Consider the following 16,303-nt stretch of genomic DNA (forward strand, 5'->3'; position numbering starts at 1 on the left):
GCGCTCCTTAAAGGCCTTTGCGAAATTGGATGAAACCCGGGCGTTCGGCGATGCGTTCGTACAGCTGGATCGCGGTGGCGTTGGTTTCGTGGGTCAGCCAGTGCACCTTGGCACATCCATCGGCCTTGGCGGTGGCGTAGACGAATTCGATCAGCTTGCGGCCGACACCGGTGCCGCGTTGGGTCGGCACCACGAGCAGATCCTGCAGGTAGCAGGAGTTTTCGATGCTCCAGTTGGAACGATGGTAGATGAAGTTGACCATGCCCACCGCTTTGCCATCCTGCCAGGCCAGCGCCGAATGGGTCGGCTCGTTGGCGTCGATCAGGCGTTGCCAGGTGCTTTGGCTCACAGCGTCCGGCAGTTCTGTGTTGTAGAACGTCAAATATGCCTGCCACAACGGCAACCACGCGGCGTGGTCGGCGGCGGTGACGGGTCGGATGTCGATCGGGCTCATTCTGAAGCTCCTTGTGGAATGAAGCGGGCGAGGGTCTGGTCGCGCACGTCGGGGCTGGCGGCCAGGCCTTCGCGTACGCCAGCCATGTCGGCCGGGCTGCGGTTCTGGCTGAGTTTGCGTTTGCCGATCAGGCGCTCCACCGGCAGGGCGAAGCCGACGATGGCCTTGAGCATGCCGTCAATGTAGTCGGCCGGGGCGTCGCTGACTTTCCAGGGTTGGGCGCGCCCTGATTCATGGCGATCCGTCAGCGCCGTGACCACGCTGAGCAAGCGCTCGGCGTCGCTGAATACCTCAGGCGTGCCATAGGCGTGCACCGCGATGTAGTTCCAGGTGGGCACCACTTTGCCGTGCTCGGCCTTGGCCGGGTAAAACGCAGGGCTGATATAGGCCTCGGCACCGGCAAAAATGACCAGGGCTTCGCTACCGTTCTGCAAATCCTTCCATTGAGGATTGGCTTTGGCCAGGTGCCCGTACAGCGTGCCGTTCGCGCCCTCATCGGGGTTAAGCAACAGCGGTAAGTGGCTGGCCAGCAAGCCTTGCTCACCAACGGTCACAAGCTGTGCCAGGCGAGTGTGCTGGATCAGTTGCTGGATTTCGGGCAAATCATCGAGGGCAAAGGCGCGCGGTGTGTACATGCAAATATTCCTTGGCGAATGCTTGCATCCTAGGCAGGCTAATGGCTGGTTTAAAGATCCATCTGGCAGCCATTTCATAGGTCCAATATGTCGCCTGTCTCACCGCCCTTGTCGTTCAACCCCGCCGGTATTGAGCTGGACCGTCGCCAAGGGCTGACGCGCCAGCTGTATGAAGCCCTGCGCCAGCGCGTGCTGGACGGGCGGCTGGTCAGCGGCACGCGCTTGCCGGCTACCCGTGACTTGGCGGCAGCGTTGTCGATTTCCCGTAACAGCGTGGTGCGCGCCTATGACCAGTTGTATGCGGAGGGGTTTATTGAGAGTCGGGTCGGTGACGGCACTTACGTAGCCCAATTGCCCACGGCTAAAAAACTATCCACAAAAGTATCCACAGGGTTATCGACAGGCTTATCCCCAGCCTTATCCACAAAATGGGCCAATTTACCGGAGGATCTGGACAGTGAAGTTATCCACAGCCGGGGCTTGGCGCAGATAAAAACCAACCATCTGCCCCAGCCTCCAGCGGGACCGCCACGGGCATTTCGGGTAGGCGTACCGGCGTTCGATCTGTTCCCATTTGAGGTATGGGCCAAGCTGAACGGGGCGTTTTGGCGCAAGCCGGACCTGGAACAACTCTGTTACGGCGACCCTGCGGGCGACGGTCGCCTGCGCGGTTTGATCGCCGCCTACCTGCGTAGCTCACGGGGCATGCAGTGCACGGCTGAACAAATAGTGATCACCAGTGGCGCGCAGCAGGCGATCAGCCTTTGTGCACAGTTGCTGGTCGAGCCGGGCAACGGCGTGGCGCTGGAAAACCCAGGCTACCGCGCGGCAGGGCATGCGTTCGCCTTGGCCGGCGGGCGTTTGCACGGCATACCCGTGGACGGTGAGGGCATTGATTGCCAGGTGCTCAACACGCTGGATGACTGCCGGGTGGCCTATGTCACCCCGTCTCATCAGTATCCGCTGGGTGTGGTCATGAGCCTGGCGCGGCGCCTGGAATTGCTGGCCTGGGCCGAGCGCACGAGCGGTTGGATCATCGAGGATGACTACGATGGCGAGTACCGCTACAGCGGCGCGCCGCTTTCGCCCCTGGCGGCACTGGACCGTGGCGGGCGGGTGTTGTACGTCGGCACGTTCGGCAAGGTGGCCTTTCCCGCGTTGCGCCTGGGCTACCTGGTGTTACCGCCGGGCCTGGTGGATGCCTTCTCCCGGCGGCGCGCGGTGGACATGCGCCACTCCGAAGTCAGCACCCAGGCCGTCATGGCCGAATTCATGGCGGCCGGGCATTTCCAGCGGCACATTCGCCGGATGCGGCGTGCGGCGTTGAGTCGGCGCAACGCGCTGCTGGCCGGCTGGCCTCAAGGTTTGCCGGGTGTGGGCAGCCTGCCGCAGGTGATGGCCGGCTTGCACCTCACCGTGCGGGTCGACAGCCTGGCCCGCGAGCGTGAGCTGCTGGAGCTGGCTCACGCGGTGGGGGTCGAGGTCAATGGCTTGAGCAGTTACTGGCTGCCGGATTCCAACACCGCGCCGGACGCGCGTGCCGGCCTGGTGCTGGGATTTGCCGCCGTGCCTGAGGACGCCATCGATCAGGCGTTGGCACGCCTGCGCGAGGTGTGGCGCTAATCCTTGAAAAACAGTGACCGCGCCAGCTTGGGCCCGATTTCACTGCGGTACACGGCAATATTGCCGCGATCATCGCGCGGGCCAGGCGATTGATACTTGCCGCCCAGGCGCCGCTGCGCCTTGGTCTTCAAGTGCGCGGCGGTGTAGGCCGCTTCGGGCCCGACCAGTTCGTTGTAGTGAAAGTGCGCGTACCACAGCGCGTTCGAGTTGGCGGCGTCGAGGATTTCGTACTCCTTCAAATACCCTTTGTTGCGCCCGGCGAGCTTAGTGCGTGAGCCCGGTATCGGGTTGATGGTGACCTCTTTTTCGTTGTACAGCAGTTCAACATGTGCGGCCGTCGGCGGGCGCTGCTTGAGCATGTCGAGCTTGACCCGGCGGCCCTCGGTGTAGAGACGCTTGATCGCCGTGTCCAGGTTGCGATTGATCTGGGCGGCTGACGTCGATGTACTTTCGGTCAAGTTGGCAGCGGTCAAGGCCTCTTCGATCTCGCGGCCGGCCTCTTCCAATTGTCCGGCCCGGCGGTGAAAGCGCTCTTCGATCTCCACTGGCAGCCGCCGTATGTCAGCGGACAGGCTTTTGGTGCGCTCAACGAAGTGGTCGGTATCATCGAACAACGTCTGGGCACTGGCGATAGTGGCGGTCAAGCTACGCGATGTCGGCCGCACAGGCGGCAAGGTGGGGGACTTGTGTTCAACCCACAGTCCGTCCTTTTCGTGAAAGACGGCAATCACTTTGCCGGTCAATGGCTGCTTGACCTCGACCAAAGGGGTTTTCTCGGCGCCTAGCGGCGGCCGCTCTTCCCCGACGACTATCCCCTTGAAACGGGTCTTGATCACCCTTTGGCGCGGTGTGGACGTAGATGGGCCGGCACTGACCGGCTCTAACGCTTTGCGTTCACGCAACAGCGTAACCAGGCGTTTGACTGCCCGTTGCGCAAATTCTTCGGTGAGGTTTTTCAAAGTTTCGAGAGACGGCCGGTGCACGTCCAGGGGGAAATCCGCCGGCAAGTCTGCCAGGCTTTGATCCACCCCCGTGAATTGGTCCACCAGGTTGTCGAGGACCTCAATCTGTTCATCCAGCGGCGTGAGGTTGTCCGGTTGCAAGGTTTCGCACAGGCTTTGTACCGCCAGGTCGGCTCTGTCAACCAATTGGCCGATGACCGAATAGGCGCCGTCCGGGCTCACCTTAGTGCCGTCGTTCAGGCACAGATAGCGCGACAGCGTAATCCGGAAAGCCTTGAGCTCATCCAGTCCTACTTTGGACAACAGTGGTTCGTAGTGCTGAACCAGTTCTGCGCCTTTGAAACCCAGTGAGTGGGCTTCCTTGAAGCGTGAGTGCATGTATTGGATACGGTCGATCACGTTCTGGGTGGAGGTGTCGACGGCACGGCAATCTTCAAGCGCCATGGGGGTGTCTGGCAGGTCTGTCTTGTCCAGGAATTCCGTGACGGTATGCAGCCCATCCCGAAAGCGAATGAGTTGCTCGGTAGCGGCGCTTTGCCCCAGGATGATCTGGTCCTCAAGGTAGCTGAGCATGGCCTCCTGATAACGAGGCACGGTATCGAGGATGTTCAGCGACTTGAGCTTTGCGATCGGCACGTCCAGTTCCTCAAGGCGCGCGCTAACTTCGGTCAGGTAGGTGGTGCGCGCTGCGGCCTGATTGCCGGGTGATGCCTGTTTGATGGCGGTCTGGAACCCCACCATTTGCTGGCGCCGTCGCTCTGTCTGAGCGTCGAATGCCTCCAGTTGCTCTCGCAACTCCTGGATTTTTGGTGGCCGCAGGGCCTGGCCTTTGCGCCGTTGGCTGCGTAGCCCGCCACCCCGCAGGCGCAGACGGGTGTCGACAAACCATTGGCCCCGCAGGTTGTTGATCAAGGCGGGGCCCTCTCGGCTCGGGTTTTTGGGGTCGATGATCAGCACGGTCTCGTTTTCATCGAACGTCACTTCAAACCAGCGCTGTGCGACGGGGACGTACCACTTCTCGCCCTTCGGGTAGAGGTGCAGGTACGGCCCGGCAGTAGTGTTCTGCCGCCCCAAGCCTTCGGGCTTCGCCAGGCTGAAACTGTCCAGCGTATGGGACAGGCCCAGCGGGCTGCGGGTCAGGGCACCGTGGGTAAGCAGCGTGAGTTCATGGCCAGGGGGCAGGTGCCCGGTTTCGATCAAGGGTTTTTGAAGGATTGACGGTTTGGCCGGCAACGCAGGGGCAGGCGTGATGCCTGGCTTTTCAGGCTCGCTGGCTGGCGCGTGTCGCTGGCTGATGTGCAGCGCCAGGGCCATGGCCAGGTTCAGAAAAATGTCTACCACGGCTGAAATGGTCGTGGTTCGGTCGCCGCTTTCTTTGGCGTCGATGATGACCTGCAGGTCGTCCATGATTTGCCAGATCCAGGCCGCCGCGCCTGCCGTGCGGCCCAGGAACGGCAGTGCAGCGTTAAGGACGATCCAGCCTGCGTGTTTGAAGCTTTCCCAGCGCGCCTCGGCATTGGACACCGACTGACGGTCTGCCAGTGTCAGCAGGGCGCGGGCGTTGGCATTATAAAGCGCCGCGAAGTAGTTTGAGCCCAGTGTCTGGGTGCCGAACTCGATCGGGCCAACCATCGCCAGCGAACTCATGGGTCTGCTGAGCAGCGCGGGCAATACCCAAGGCGAAGGCACTTTGCCAGGGAAGACAAATTGGGCGTAATTCAGGCGTACATTGTCAGGCAACCAAGCAAGTACTGCGTCGCGCAACGGCGTGTCCTGCTTGATTGCGTAAAGCACGTTGGTCAGTGACGGGAACTGCATCAGCGGTTCGTTGGAAAGCGGTCGATACAACAGGCACGGGCCGTTTTTGGGGTCCTGTGGCCCGATGATAAACATGTTTTCGACCCGGTCCGCACCGCCGCCCAGGCGCCATGTGGGGCGCAACGCCAACGGCCTGATTTCGACCGTATAGCCATCCACCTGCCGCTGGTGCGTTTCAACGGTCATCACAGCGCACACATAGCGATAGCCCCGTTCGTCAACGTTGAACAGGCCACGAATCTTGTATTGCAACGCCAGCAAGGGCAGTTGCAGGCGCAGTTGCTCGGCGTACAGGCCTTGACGCTGCAAGACTTGCCCGGGGTTGGCCAGCAGCAGTGTGTTGACCAGTTCGGGGTAGTGTTTACCGATATCAGCTTGGGTGACCAGTCGATCGAGGTACGCTGCTGTCATCCAGTTTGGCGTTGGGCTGCCATCCCGGTAACGCACGGTTTTGTTGCCCAGTGGCAGCGCGACGAGGTTTTGCAGGGCCAGTTCGACAAGGCTTAATGTCACGGTCTGCGTTTCGCCGGGAATCGCCACTGTGCCCCAGACCACTTGGCTGGTGACGGTGATCTCGACATGATCAACGTTCAGGTGGGTGGCTTCGGGATGCTCCTTGATGAGCTGCGCACGAAGCGCTTGGCGGGCAAAGTCGGTGAGGGTTGGCAGATCGTCGACGAAGGTTTTGCCTTCGTTGCGCGTCGTCAGAGCGGCCAGGTCCATCAGGTAGCGCCCATAGTCCGACTGGTCGGTTTCCGAGGCCTGCAGTAGCCAGGACGGCAATGCACGTTGTACGCTGCGAATACGCGTTTGGTTGATCACGGAAAGGTCAGCCGCTTGCGCGCCGACAGGTTCGGCAGCCAACTGCGTGGGCCTGTGGGTTGGCGCCGCACCGATCTGACCGATGGCCTCAATTTGCAAGCCAATCACGCTACAGGCCTGTTGCTCGAAAAAATCACCGTCCGGTTCCAGCAACCGCCAGTTCAGGGTCTTGCCGTTTAAGTTGCCTGCGTAAGGCAACAGTGATTGGCCGAAGGCTTCCAGGTCGGCGAACTTTGCATACCCGCCACCGATCGAGTGGCTGAGGATGATGGTGCGCGCGCCGTGGGTGGCGATCAGCACGGAAAGCGCGCTGACGTTCAGGTGCCGCACGGTTGTACCGTCCTGTATATCGAGGTCGACTAGGTAGGCTCGTGTGCCGTATTTGTCGTGAGGCAGGCGCTCTGCGTAAACGGGATAGTGATACATCGCAAGCGCCACGGCGCAGTCGTCAGCGTCCCAGCCTTCGACCGCTTGTACATTCCAGACATTGCGCAGTGACTTGGCAAGCATTCGCCAGCGTGGGCCATTGGCGTCGACGGTGTGGTTCCAGAACGCCAATTGCTGTTCCTGGTGAGACACAAATAACAGCGGTGCCAGTTCGTTGATCAAGCGGGCTATCGCGTCGATCCTGACGGGAAGGTGTACGTCAGGCTCGTTGCCCAAGGGGTAGACCAGAAAGTGCATGCGATCGAGACAGACCACCGGCTTGTGCGAAACTGCACTGCGCGCCAATAGGCCGGTGAGGGTTTCGGAATGCGGCTCGCCGCGGATGATTTCACCGTCGCGAAGGTACCATCGCGGGTCGTTCACGGTGGCCAGGTCCGGGTTGATGTCCAACCGCGGGTAAAGTTCGCGCAACGCCTCGCGCAAGGTTACCGAGGCGACCTCACGCAGGGACGGGCCGGTAGTCACTTGAGTGAGTAATTCGCTGTTTACTGAGGAGATAAGGTCGTTCATTGAGGCATTCCTTAGCCTTGGAAAAGTGCGATGTCGCAGGTTTGCGTCATGTGGCGAAGAACCATGGCCGCTCCTGACGTGAGGCGCGGTTAGGGCTGGCACACGTTAGGAGCGGCGTCAGGTTGCGGGGTGTTAATTAGTTAGCAGGCTGCGGTTCCAGTGCCAGGAACATCGCTACGGTTTCAGGGGCGGTGAGCTTGCGTTGCTCATAGTCGATGGGTGTCAGGGCGCTTAATTGCTCGCGCAGGGCGGGCATCAGGGTCGCAAGGTAGGGTTCGGCGATTTTCAGGTGGGCCGCACTGAATTGCTCGGCCGGCATGTTCAGGCCGACATAGTGAAAATGCGCGACCCACAGGGGCGCGTCGTTTCGGCTGCGATCCAGGATTTGGTATTCCTGGAAGTAGTCCTGAGCTTTTTGGGTCAGGATCTTGCCGCGTGGGTCACGTTGCAGCTTGATCTGCTGGTGGTCCAGCAGCCACTGAAAGTACGTTTGCCGCGGCTTTTTGCGTTTGAGCATGTCGGCGTGGACGCCAATGCTCGCCCGACGGGTTCTTTCGGCGATTTCGCGCAGTTGCTTGGGCAAGGTGCTGACCGGAAATTCTGAAGAGCCTTCCTCGGTTTGTTTCGCCAGTATGCGTTCGACATCGCGCGCCGCTTGCTCGTATTTGCTTGCCTGCCGGTCAAACAGATGATCGACATCCTCGGCAATTCGGTAGTAGCGCTGTGCATCTAGCGTAGTGCGTTGGATAAACCCGTCGACGCTCTCCGGCAGGCTCAGTTCCAGAGCTTGTTTAACGATAGTGGTGTCGCTGCCGGTGATGGATGTGGGCGTGACGGCCTTGGGCGTGATGATGATCAATTCGGCGGACTCTTCGTCCAGGGACGATGCAGGCTCTGCCGGTGTTGGCGGGCTTGCTGTGGCCTTGCTGGATTTTTTGGCCGCACGGGAAGTGCCAGCCTGGGCCGGAGCGTTTTTTTGCTGTTTGCGTTGTTCGCGCAATAGCGTCACACGTTGTGAAATGGTGTGTGTCTGAAACCCTTGGACCAGCGTGAGCACGCGTTCAAGGGGCCCGCTCTCCAGTTGCTCGGGATACTGTTCAGGCAGTTGCGCCAGGCGTTGGGCAGCGTCGGCAAAACGGTCCACCAGGCCGTCCAGGGTGGTGACATCCTGGCTCGCCGTGGCCGGCGTTTTCTGGCTTTTTTCCCAGCGCAGCAGTTCACTGGCGGCGGTGCAGGTGACCTCGAAAAGCTGCGCCACCGCCGTGCGTGCCTGTGCGTTGGCAGCGTTCCAGGGGAGACTGATACACAGTTCACCGGACAGTCCGATTTCATTGATTTGTAAATACTGCACGTCACGTTGCTTGAGCACGCGCGACGCATTGGCGTTGACCATCCTGATTTTTTCTATTTGTGTCCTGGATAAACTCGGGTTGGTGATCATGGTGGTCAGGCCGGGGCTGGCTTTTTCAAATGTCTGGATGTGATCGATCATTTCGCGTCCCAGCGCAATCACCTGGCGAGTGTGTTCCAGATGTCCGGCATTGGCGGGCACGGTAGTGAAGTCGATGCCGTCCATGGCGGCGCGGGCCTTGACGTTGTAGGTCAAGCGGACATCTTTGAGCCATTGGGTAACGTAGAACAGATGTTCGGCGGTGACTTTCAGGCGCGTTTCGTGGGCCGCCCGCGACCGCCCACCCAGCGTTAACCACTCGTTGAACTGATTGATGGCGCCCTGGCATTGATCCATGGTGATCTTCAATTGCCGCAAGTAAAGGTCCAGGGTTTCCTGCCGGGGGAGCTGCTCATAGGCGTGTTGCCCCATGTCCGCGCGGGCTTTGCGCGCCAGTTGGTTCTTGAGTTGGACAAATTCAGTCAGTTGCTGGTCCAGCGCCGCGAGTTTTGCTTTTCGAGCGAGTTCGGCTTGGGTTTTTCCGCCACCACGCAGGCGCAGTTTCAGGTCCCAATACCATTGTTGGGTAACGGTGTCGTATTTCACCTCGAAACCGGTCCGTCCAGGTTGTTTCGGGTCCTGGATCACATGGGGACCGTTTGGCGTGACCTTGATCTGGAACCAGTGCGCGCCCACCGATGCGTAGTGTTTGCCCTCCCATTCATAGAGGTGGCTGGCTGCGTTCAAATGCGCTTCGATTTCGGTGTGCCTTGGCACGGTGAAGGTGCTGATGTACTGCTCGAACCCAATACCACTGCGCGGCGCGGCGATGACCTCGGGCGCCAAGGCCCCCAGGTGTGGGAGCGGTAGCGTACCCGTGAGCGCAAGCGGTTCGTGGGTGATGCTGACACGCTGCTTGGCCGGAGGCGGGCCGGATGGGGTCGTGGCGAGCCCTTCATGCTTGCCGGCCATGCGTCGTTGCGCCACGCGTTGAGCCATGAGGATGCTGAATGCCAGAAGTACATCGGCAATCGACTTCCAGTTAATCAAGCCCACGCCTTTTTCGTAGTCGCCCAGCGCCCGCTGGATTTTATCGATGCTTTGCCAGACCCACACGGCAGTGCCTGCCGAACCGGTGAAAAAGTTGCTCGCCACGCTGAACACGGCCCAGCCACTTTCCCCCAGTAACGCCCAGCGTCGTTCGCGGTTGGACACCGATTGACGGTCAGCCAGCGCTATAAGCGCATCGGCGTTTTCCCGGTACAGGTGTTCGAGCACGTCGCCGCTTACAGGTGTGGTATCCAGGCTCACATCGCCGATCATGTCCAGATGAATCAACGGCTCGAAAGCCAGTTGGGTCAGGGTCCACAGTGAGGGCAGGTGTTGGCCGAACACATAGCTGGCGTACTCGAAACTCAAGGCCGGGGTGGCCAGCCAGGCCAATACGTTTTCCCGCAGTTCGCCATCCTGGTGCAGCGCGTACAGCAGGTTTTGCGCCGAGGGAAATTGCAGGAACGGTGGGTCGAACATGGGGCGATAGAGTACACACAGCCCATTGGGCGAACCCTGCGCGGTGATGATGAACATATTGGCGACTCGATCGCTGGAACCGCTCAAGCGCCGCTGCGGGATAAACGCCAGTGGGCGTATAACCGCGCCGGTTGCCGGTTTTTCCAGACTCTGGCAGACCAGGCGGTAGCCACGTTCGTCCATTGCACCCTGATGCCTGAGTTTGCACTCCAATGCCCGCATGGGCAGCAACACGGGCAACAGGCGCATGTAGCTGGCCTTGTGGCGAGTTGCCTGAGCGGCATCGTCAAGTAAGGTCTGCTTGATCAGTGCAGGGTAGGTGTCGCCAATATTGAGCTGCTCTGCCTTTTGGTTGAGGTAGTCAAGTGTCAGCCAGTCGGGAACGCTGGTTTGATCGGTAAAGGCGAGGGAGCCCATGAAGGGCGGCGTGTTTTGCAGGGCGAACTCACCCAGCGTTTCTTTTTTGCGGCTGGCGGGATCAGGCAGTAGCAGCCCGCCGACGTCCATGCTGTCGGTGGTGGTGATCGTCAGGTTGTCGAGTATCAGTGCCTCTGCCCCAGGCTTTTTATCGGCTGTAATCGCGTCGCGCATTTTGGTTTGGGCGAAGCTACCGATGGGGAGGATGTCGCCGTTGGCGGCCGACATATCGTATTGCGTGTGAAGTTTGCCCAGGGTTCTCAAATAACGGCTGTATTCCAATTGATCGTCCATGGATGCAGTTTTCATCCAGTCCGGCATCGAGGCTTGGAGTTGAGTAAGGCCAGCTTTGTCCTCGGAGGAAAGCTGGTCCACACGTTGAGTATCGTTATCAAAAGAGGGCATGCCGCCCCCTGAAAGCGTACCGGCGGCCTGGATGTACGCAGCGATAAGGGCCCAGACGACGTAGTCGAAAACACTGCCGTCGGGCTCATAAAGGCGCCAGGTGAGGTGTGACGCGTCCAGATCCCTATCGAGGCGCGCAGCGATGGACTCGCCCAGCTTGCTCATGGATTCAAACGCTTCGTAGCCGTGGCTGATGCTGTACATCAGGTGCATGGCCTGGCGTCTATAAGTGCCACTGATAATCACAGCACCGTCGAGCATCAGATGTTGGTGCTGTTCGCCTCCGACCTGATCAATGTCGGGCAGGCCAACCTTGATTGTGGCTAACGGCGTGAGCAATCGGCGCTCTGCCAGGGTGGGGTTGTCCGCGATCAAGCGGGCCAGGGTGCAGTGGTCTGTGTTCCAGCCAGGTACTCGGCTGACATTGAGTGCCTCCTTGAGCGTCTCGGACAGCTTCTTCCAGCGCGGCAGTCGTTCGACGGTGCCGTTCCAGAAATCCAGCTGACGCTCCTGGCAGGTGACAAACAGCATTTGGTTGCAGGCGTTCAGCAGCCCGCTCAGTTGCGTCATGTCCACATCCAGTTGCACGGGAGCAGCGGCTGTTGGCGTCAGCGTCAGGAAGTGCAGGCCGTTGAAGTAATCGGCGCTGCCACCTTCCAGGGCTTGGGTAATCAGAGTGTGGGTCAGGCTTTCAAAGACAAACGTCTGGTCTGACATGGGCGTGGCGATGGTCGCGCTGTCGGGGTCGATATCCAGCGCAGGCTCAAGGGTTTTCAGTGCGTCGCGCAGCAGTTGGGTGGCCACTTCGTAGAGCGAGGGGCCGAGGTTGGTTTGGTGAGTCAGGTCACTTAGGGTCAGCAGGGCGTTCATGCAGGCAGTCCTGGTCAGGCGGGAAATTCCCGAATGAGCAGAACGTAGCGAGAGACAGTCAGCCCCGGGTAGTAACTAACTGTCCCTTGGCGCAGGGGCTCAGGTGCCCGATTTGATCTTGGTCCAGGCCCGCGTGCGGGCGCGCTCGGCGTCACGGGTCAGCGGCTTGAGCGTGTAGAGCGTGGCCATCGCCGCCTCGGTCGGGTACAGATTGGGGTTGTTGCGAATCGATGGGTCAACCTGTTCGGTGGCGTCCTTGTTGGGGTTGGGGTAGCCGACAAAATCGCTGATCGGTGCGATTACCTGCGGTTGCAGCAGGTAGTTGATGAAGGTGTAGGCGTCCTGCGGGTTTTTCGCACCTTTGGGAATGGCGAGCATGTCGAACCAGATTGGCGCGCCTTCTTTGGGCAGGCGCATGTCTACGGTCACGCCGTTCTTGGCCTCCTTGGCCCGGTTGGCGGCCTGGGAGAAGCTGCCGGAATAGCCGACGGCCACGCAGATGTCACCGTTGGCGATGTCGGCCATGTACTTGGACGAGTGGAAATAGGTGATGTACGGGCGGATTTTCATTAGCAGCGCTTCGGCTTTCTCATAGTCCTTGGGGTTGCTGCTGTTGGGGTCCAGGCCCAAGTGTTGCAGGGCCAGGGGCAGGATTTCCGAAGGCGAGTCCAGCAGGGCGACACCACATTGCTTGAGCTTGCTGATGTTCTCTTCCTTGAAAATCAGGTCCCAGCTGTCGACCGGTGCGTCGCTGCCCAACGCTGCCTTGACCTTGTCGGGGTTGAAGCCGATCAGGATGGTGCCGTACATGTAGGGCACGGCGAATTTGTTGCCCGGGTCATTGGCTTCGATCAGCTTCATCAGCTTGGGGTCGAGGTGGTTCCAGTTGGGCAGTTGGCTGCGGTCCAGCGGTTGGAAAACTCCGGCCTCGATTTGCTTGGCCAGGAACACATTGGATGGCACTACCACGTCATAGCCGGAGTTTCCGGTGAGCAGTTTGGCTTCCAGGGCTTCGTTGGTATCGAAGATGTCGTACACCAATTTGACCGTGGGATTTTGTGTCTTGAAGTCTTCGAGCGCCTTGGGCGTGATGTAGTCGAACCAGTTGTAGACCCGCAGGGTTTTCTCTTCGGCGTGGGCCGCGCCGCCGAGAACGGCAGCGCAGAGGGCAACGTACTTGAGCATCTTCATGGTGCTGATCCTTGTTCGAAACCTTCGAGGACGTTAACGGCGTTGATGCCGATTTCTTCGACGGCGTAGCCGCCTTCCATTACGAACAGCGTGGGTTTGCCCAGGCGGGCGATACGTGTGCCCATCGCCAGGTAGTCCGGGCTGTCGAGTTTGAACTGCGAGATAGGGTCGTCTTTGAAGGTGTCCACGCCCAGGGACACGACGATGATGTCGGCGCCATAGCGTTCAATCTCGGCGCAGGCCTCTTCAAGCGCTGTGCTCCACTGGTCCCAGCCGGAACCTGCAGGCAGCGGGTAATTGAAGTTGAAGCCTTCACCTGCACCTTCGCCCAACTCATCGGCATAACCGAGAAAGAACGGGAACTCTGCTTCCGGGTGGCCGTGGATCGAGGTGAACAGCACGTCGCTGCGCGCATAGAAGATCGACTGCGTGCCGTTGCCATGGTGGTAGTCGACGTCGAGGATCGCGACCTTCTGGTGGCCGTGATCGAGAAAGGCCTGGGCGGCGATGGCGGCGTTGTTGAGGTAGCAATAACCGCCCATCAAATCGCTGGCAGCGTGATGGCCTGGCGGGCGACACAGCGCGAAAGCACTGTGCGCGCCTTGCTGGATCGCCTGTTGCGCCGTGAGCGCCACTTGCGCCGCGCTATACGCTGCTTGCCAGGTGCCGGCGGTGATCGGCGCGCCGCCGTCGAAGCTGTAGTAACCGAGTTGGCCGTGCAGGCTGGTGGGCAACACACGGCGCAAGGTGCGGGCGGGCCAGGTGTAGGGCAACAGGTCGCCGTCCTGGCCGTAGGCGGTCCAGCGTTGCCAGGCGCCTTGGAAGAAGTCGAGGTAGTCGCGGCTGTGGATGCGTTGCAGCGGTGCCAAGCCAAAGTCATGCGGGGCGTGGACCGGGCCCAGTTCGCGGTCTTTTACCCGTTGCAGCACGTGATCGGCCCGCGAGGGCATTTCGAAGCAGGGCATCAGTTGCCCGTCCATCAGTTCACAACGGCCGTGGTGCAGGTGGTGATCGTCTGAGTAGATCGTCAGCATTTGTTGTTCTCCGCAAGCTGTGTCAGTCAATGCAGTCTTGCGGTGGGGCGGTTTTAAGAAAACGGCAAGAGCGGCCAAAAGGGGATAAATACGGCCAAATTGTGTGTCCGCAATTCGCCCCGTTAGCGCGCATCGGCGCGCCATTGCGATGCGTCAGGGGCGAAATTGACTGGGGGCCACACCACTCCAGCGTACAAATGCGTGGCGAAAGCTGGCTGTTTCACTGAAACCGAGTTGTTCGGCGATTCGGTAGATTGGCAGTTCGTTCTGCCCCAGCAACTGTTTGGCGCGGTCGAAGCGCAGCTCGTCGAGCAGTTCTTGGTAGCTGCTGCCCAAGTCATGCAGACGCCGACGCAAGGTTCGCGCGGAACAGTTCATCTGCTCAGCCAAACCTTCAATGCCGGGCGCGGCGTGGAGCTGGGCGGCGAGCAGGCGGCGGATTCGACCCAGCCAGGCCTGACGCCCGGTGAACTCCAGGTTCTGCTTGCGACAGCGATCGGTCACGGCTTGATGGGTGACGGCGTCGGCCAGTGGCAGCGGCTGGTCGAGCCAGCGCTTATCAAACGCGAAGGCGTTGGCGCTGGCTTCAAAATGCAGCGAGCACGCGAAGCACTCGTGGTAGCGCGCGTGATAGTCCGGCGCGCTGTATTCGAAACACGCGCCGAGTAACGGCAGCGGCTGGCCCAGCAGGTCGTCGCAGATGAGTTTCAGCGAAACCAGGCAGAATTCGACGTTGAACATTTCCAGCGCGGGCGTTTCCCGGTAATCGGCGGCAGTCAGCCAGATACGCTCACCGTCGTTTTCCAGGCTCAGCTCGAAAAGTGTTCCCAACAGCGCCGGGTAGCGTAGAGCCAGGCGCAAAGCGTCACCGAAGGTGGCACAGGTGAGCAGGGCATAACCGAGCATGCCGTAGGACGACACATGCATCTTGCGGCCCAATTCGAGGCCAATATCCCGCCGCAGCGCGACTGCGTTGGTACATACACGCATCTCCTGGTTGGTGGTGATGCAGGCGTCGGCGCGGCTCAAGTCCGCGGCGCAAATGCCGCTGCCCGCGAGCAACGTTTCAGCGGGCAAGCCTTCGGCCTTGAACGCATCAATGACCAGCGAGACGGCGTTGAGGGTAGTGAGGTGGGAGTGCAACATAGAGTCTTCCAGCCACGGGATGGCTGGAAGAGGAGCAAGTTACATGCCGCTCAGCGCAACTCGCCGCACAGGTCCAGCTCCACCAGGCGGCGGACTTCCTGGGTAGCGAGCCCGGCACCGATCAGCGCATTGAGCTTGCCGAACGCTGCTTCCCGGGTCATGCCGCCGCCGGACAATACGCCCACGCCGCGCAGGCGACTGCCGGCTTCGTAGACGTCCAGCTCTACGCCGCCTTCATGGCATTGGGTGATGGCTACGACCGCAATCCCTTCAGTCTGCGCGCGCTGCAGGCTGGCGAGGAACGCGGGGTTGTCGCTTGGCCCGGTGCCGCTGCCGAAGCATTCAAGGATCAGTGCCTGGATGCCGCTGACGATCAGCGCATCCAGTTGCGCGGCAGCAATGCCAGGCACCAGCGGCAGCACGCCGACATTAGCCAACGCTTTCGGCTGGCGAAAATGCAGCGCCGCCGGGATTACATCGGCCTGGGCCACGCCGCCGTTGCGTTGCAATGCGGCAAACGGATGACGGCCAAAACTGCGGATCTTCGCGCAGCGGGTCGGCGCCATCAGCGCGCCATGGAAATACAGGTGAACGCCGGGCGCCAGGCCTGCCCCCAGGGCAATCAACGCGCCGCTGACGTTTTCCCAGGCATCGCTGTCGGGCACGCCGGCGGGCAACATCGAGCCGGTAAACACCACTGGCGCAGGCAGGCCGAGCAATTGGAAGCTCATGGCCGCCGCGCTGTAGGCCAGGGTGTCGGTGCCATGCAGGATCAGTACGCCATCGCAGCCTTCATCCACCGCCTCGACCACGGCCGTGCGCAAACGCTGCCAGTAGTCCGGGGTCATGTTGGCGCTATCGATCAGTGGCGACATTTCCCGAAAACGCCAGTTGGGCAGTTGCTCGTTGGCAAGCTGTTCGCGCATGCGGGCTTCGAAGCCGGATGCGGGGGCCAGGCCATTGGCGCTGGCCTGCATGCCGATGGTGCCGCCGGTGTAGAGCACCATGACGTTGTTGGATGCTGACATTGAGATTCTCCTGAACGAAAA

At 60.6% G+C, this 16,303-nt stretch carries 9 protein-coding genes; 1 reads left to right on the top strand and 8 read right to left on the bottom strand.

The window, feature by feature from the left end:
* Positions 1 to 7: 7 nt before the first annotated feature.
* Both EJ576_RS00965 and EJ576_RS00970 read right to left on the bottom strand, forming a co-directional pair.
* Positions 8 to 454 (bottom strand): GNAT family N-acetyltransferase, encoded by a 447-nt coding sequence (locus tag EJ576_RS00965; RefSeq protein WP_122729961.1) that lies wholly within the window; start codon positions 452 to 454, stop codon positions 8 to 10.
* Complete coding sequence (locus EJ576_RS00970; RefSeq protein ID WP_122729959.1) at positions 451 to 1,089, bottom strand: FMN-binding negative transcriptional regulator; 639 nt, start codon at positions 1,087 to 1,089, stop codon at positions 451 to 453. Before EJ576_RS00970 ends, EJ576_RS00965 begins: the two co-directional genes overlap by 4 nt.
* A gap of 87 nt (positions 1,090 to 1,176) precedes the next feature.
* On the opposite strand from EJ576_RS00970, the gene EJ576_RS00975 reads away from it, so the two are divergent.
* Positions 1,177 to 2,712, top strand: a complete 1,536-nt coding sequence (locus tag EJ576_RS00975; RefSeq protein WP_122729957.1) for a PLP-dependent aminotransferase family protein — start codon at positions 1,177 to 1,179, stop codon at positions 2,710 to 2,712.
* Here EJ576_RS00975 and EJ576_RS00980 read toward each other — a convergent pair.
* The 6 genes from EJ576_RS00980 to EJ576_RS01005 form a co-directional block, all read right to left on the bottom strand.
* Positions 2,709 to 7,271, bottom strand: coding sequence for a dermonecrotic toxin domain-containing protein (locus EJ576_RS00980; RefSeq protein ID WP_126569427.1), 4,563 nt, complete (start codon positions 7,269 to 7,271; stop codon positions 2,709 to 2,711). The two genes, EJ576_RS00975 and EJ576_RS00980, sit on opposite strands and share 4 nt — an antisense overlap.
* Positions 7,272 to 7,407: 136 nt before the next feature.
* Positions 7,408 to 11,883: a dermonecrotic toxin domain-containing protein gene (locus tag EJ576_RS00985; protein ID WP_126569428.1), complete on the bottom strand. Its 4,476-nt coding sequence runs from the start codon at positions 11,881 to 11,883 to the stop codon at positions 7,408 to 7,410.
* A 99-nt stretch (positions 11,884 to 11,982) separates the two neighbouring features.
* Entirely contained in the window at positions 11,983 to 13,074 is a 1,092-nt protein-coding gene (locus EJ576_RS00990; RefSeq protein ID WP_126569429.1) for a polyamine ABC transporter substrate-binding protein, read from the bottom strand.
* The gene (locus tag EJ576_RS00995) at positions 13,071 to 14,108 is read right to left on the bottom strand and encodes a histone deacetylase family protein (protein WP_122729950.1); all 1,038 of its coding nucleotides are present in this window, start codon (positions 14,106 to 14,108) and stop codon (positions 13,071 to 13,073) included. The genes EJ576_RS00990 and EJ576_RS00995 overlap by 4 nt, the downstream gene beginning before the upstream one ends.
* 153 nt (positions 14,109 to 14,261) lie before the next feature.
* On the bottom strand, positions 14,262 to 15,254 hold the full coding sequence (locus EJ576_RS01000) for an AraC family transcriptional regulator (RefSeq protein WP_122729948.1): 993 nt from the start codon (positions 15,252 to 15,254) through the stop codon (positions 14,262 to 14,264).
* 50 nt (positions 15,255 to 15,304) lie between these two features.
* On the bottom strand, positions 15,305 to 16,282 hold the full coding sequence (locus EJ576_RS01005; RefSeq protein ID WP_126569430.1) for an asparaginase: 978 nt from the start codon (positions 16,280 to 16,282) through the stop codon (positions 15,305 to 15,307).
* Between the last annotated feature and the right edge of the window lie 21 nt (positions 16,283 to 16,303).

It is taken from the genome of Pseudomonas sp. C 49-2, from assembly GCF_003970195.1.
GTDB classification, from domain to species: Bacteria; Pseudomonadota; Gammaproteobacteria; order Pseudomonadales; family Pseudomonadaceae; genus Aquipseudomonas; species Aquipseudomonas canadensis.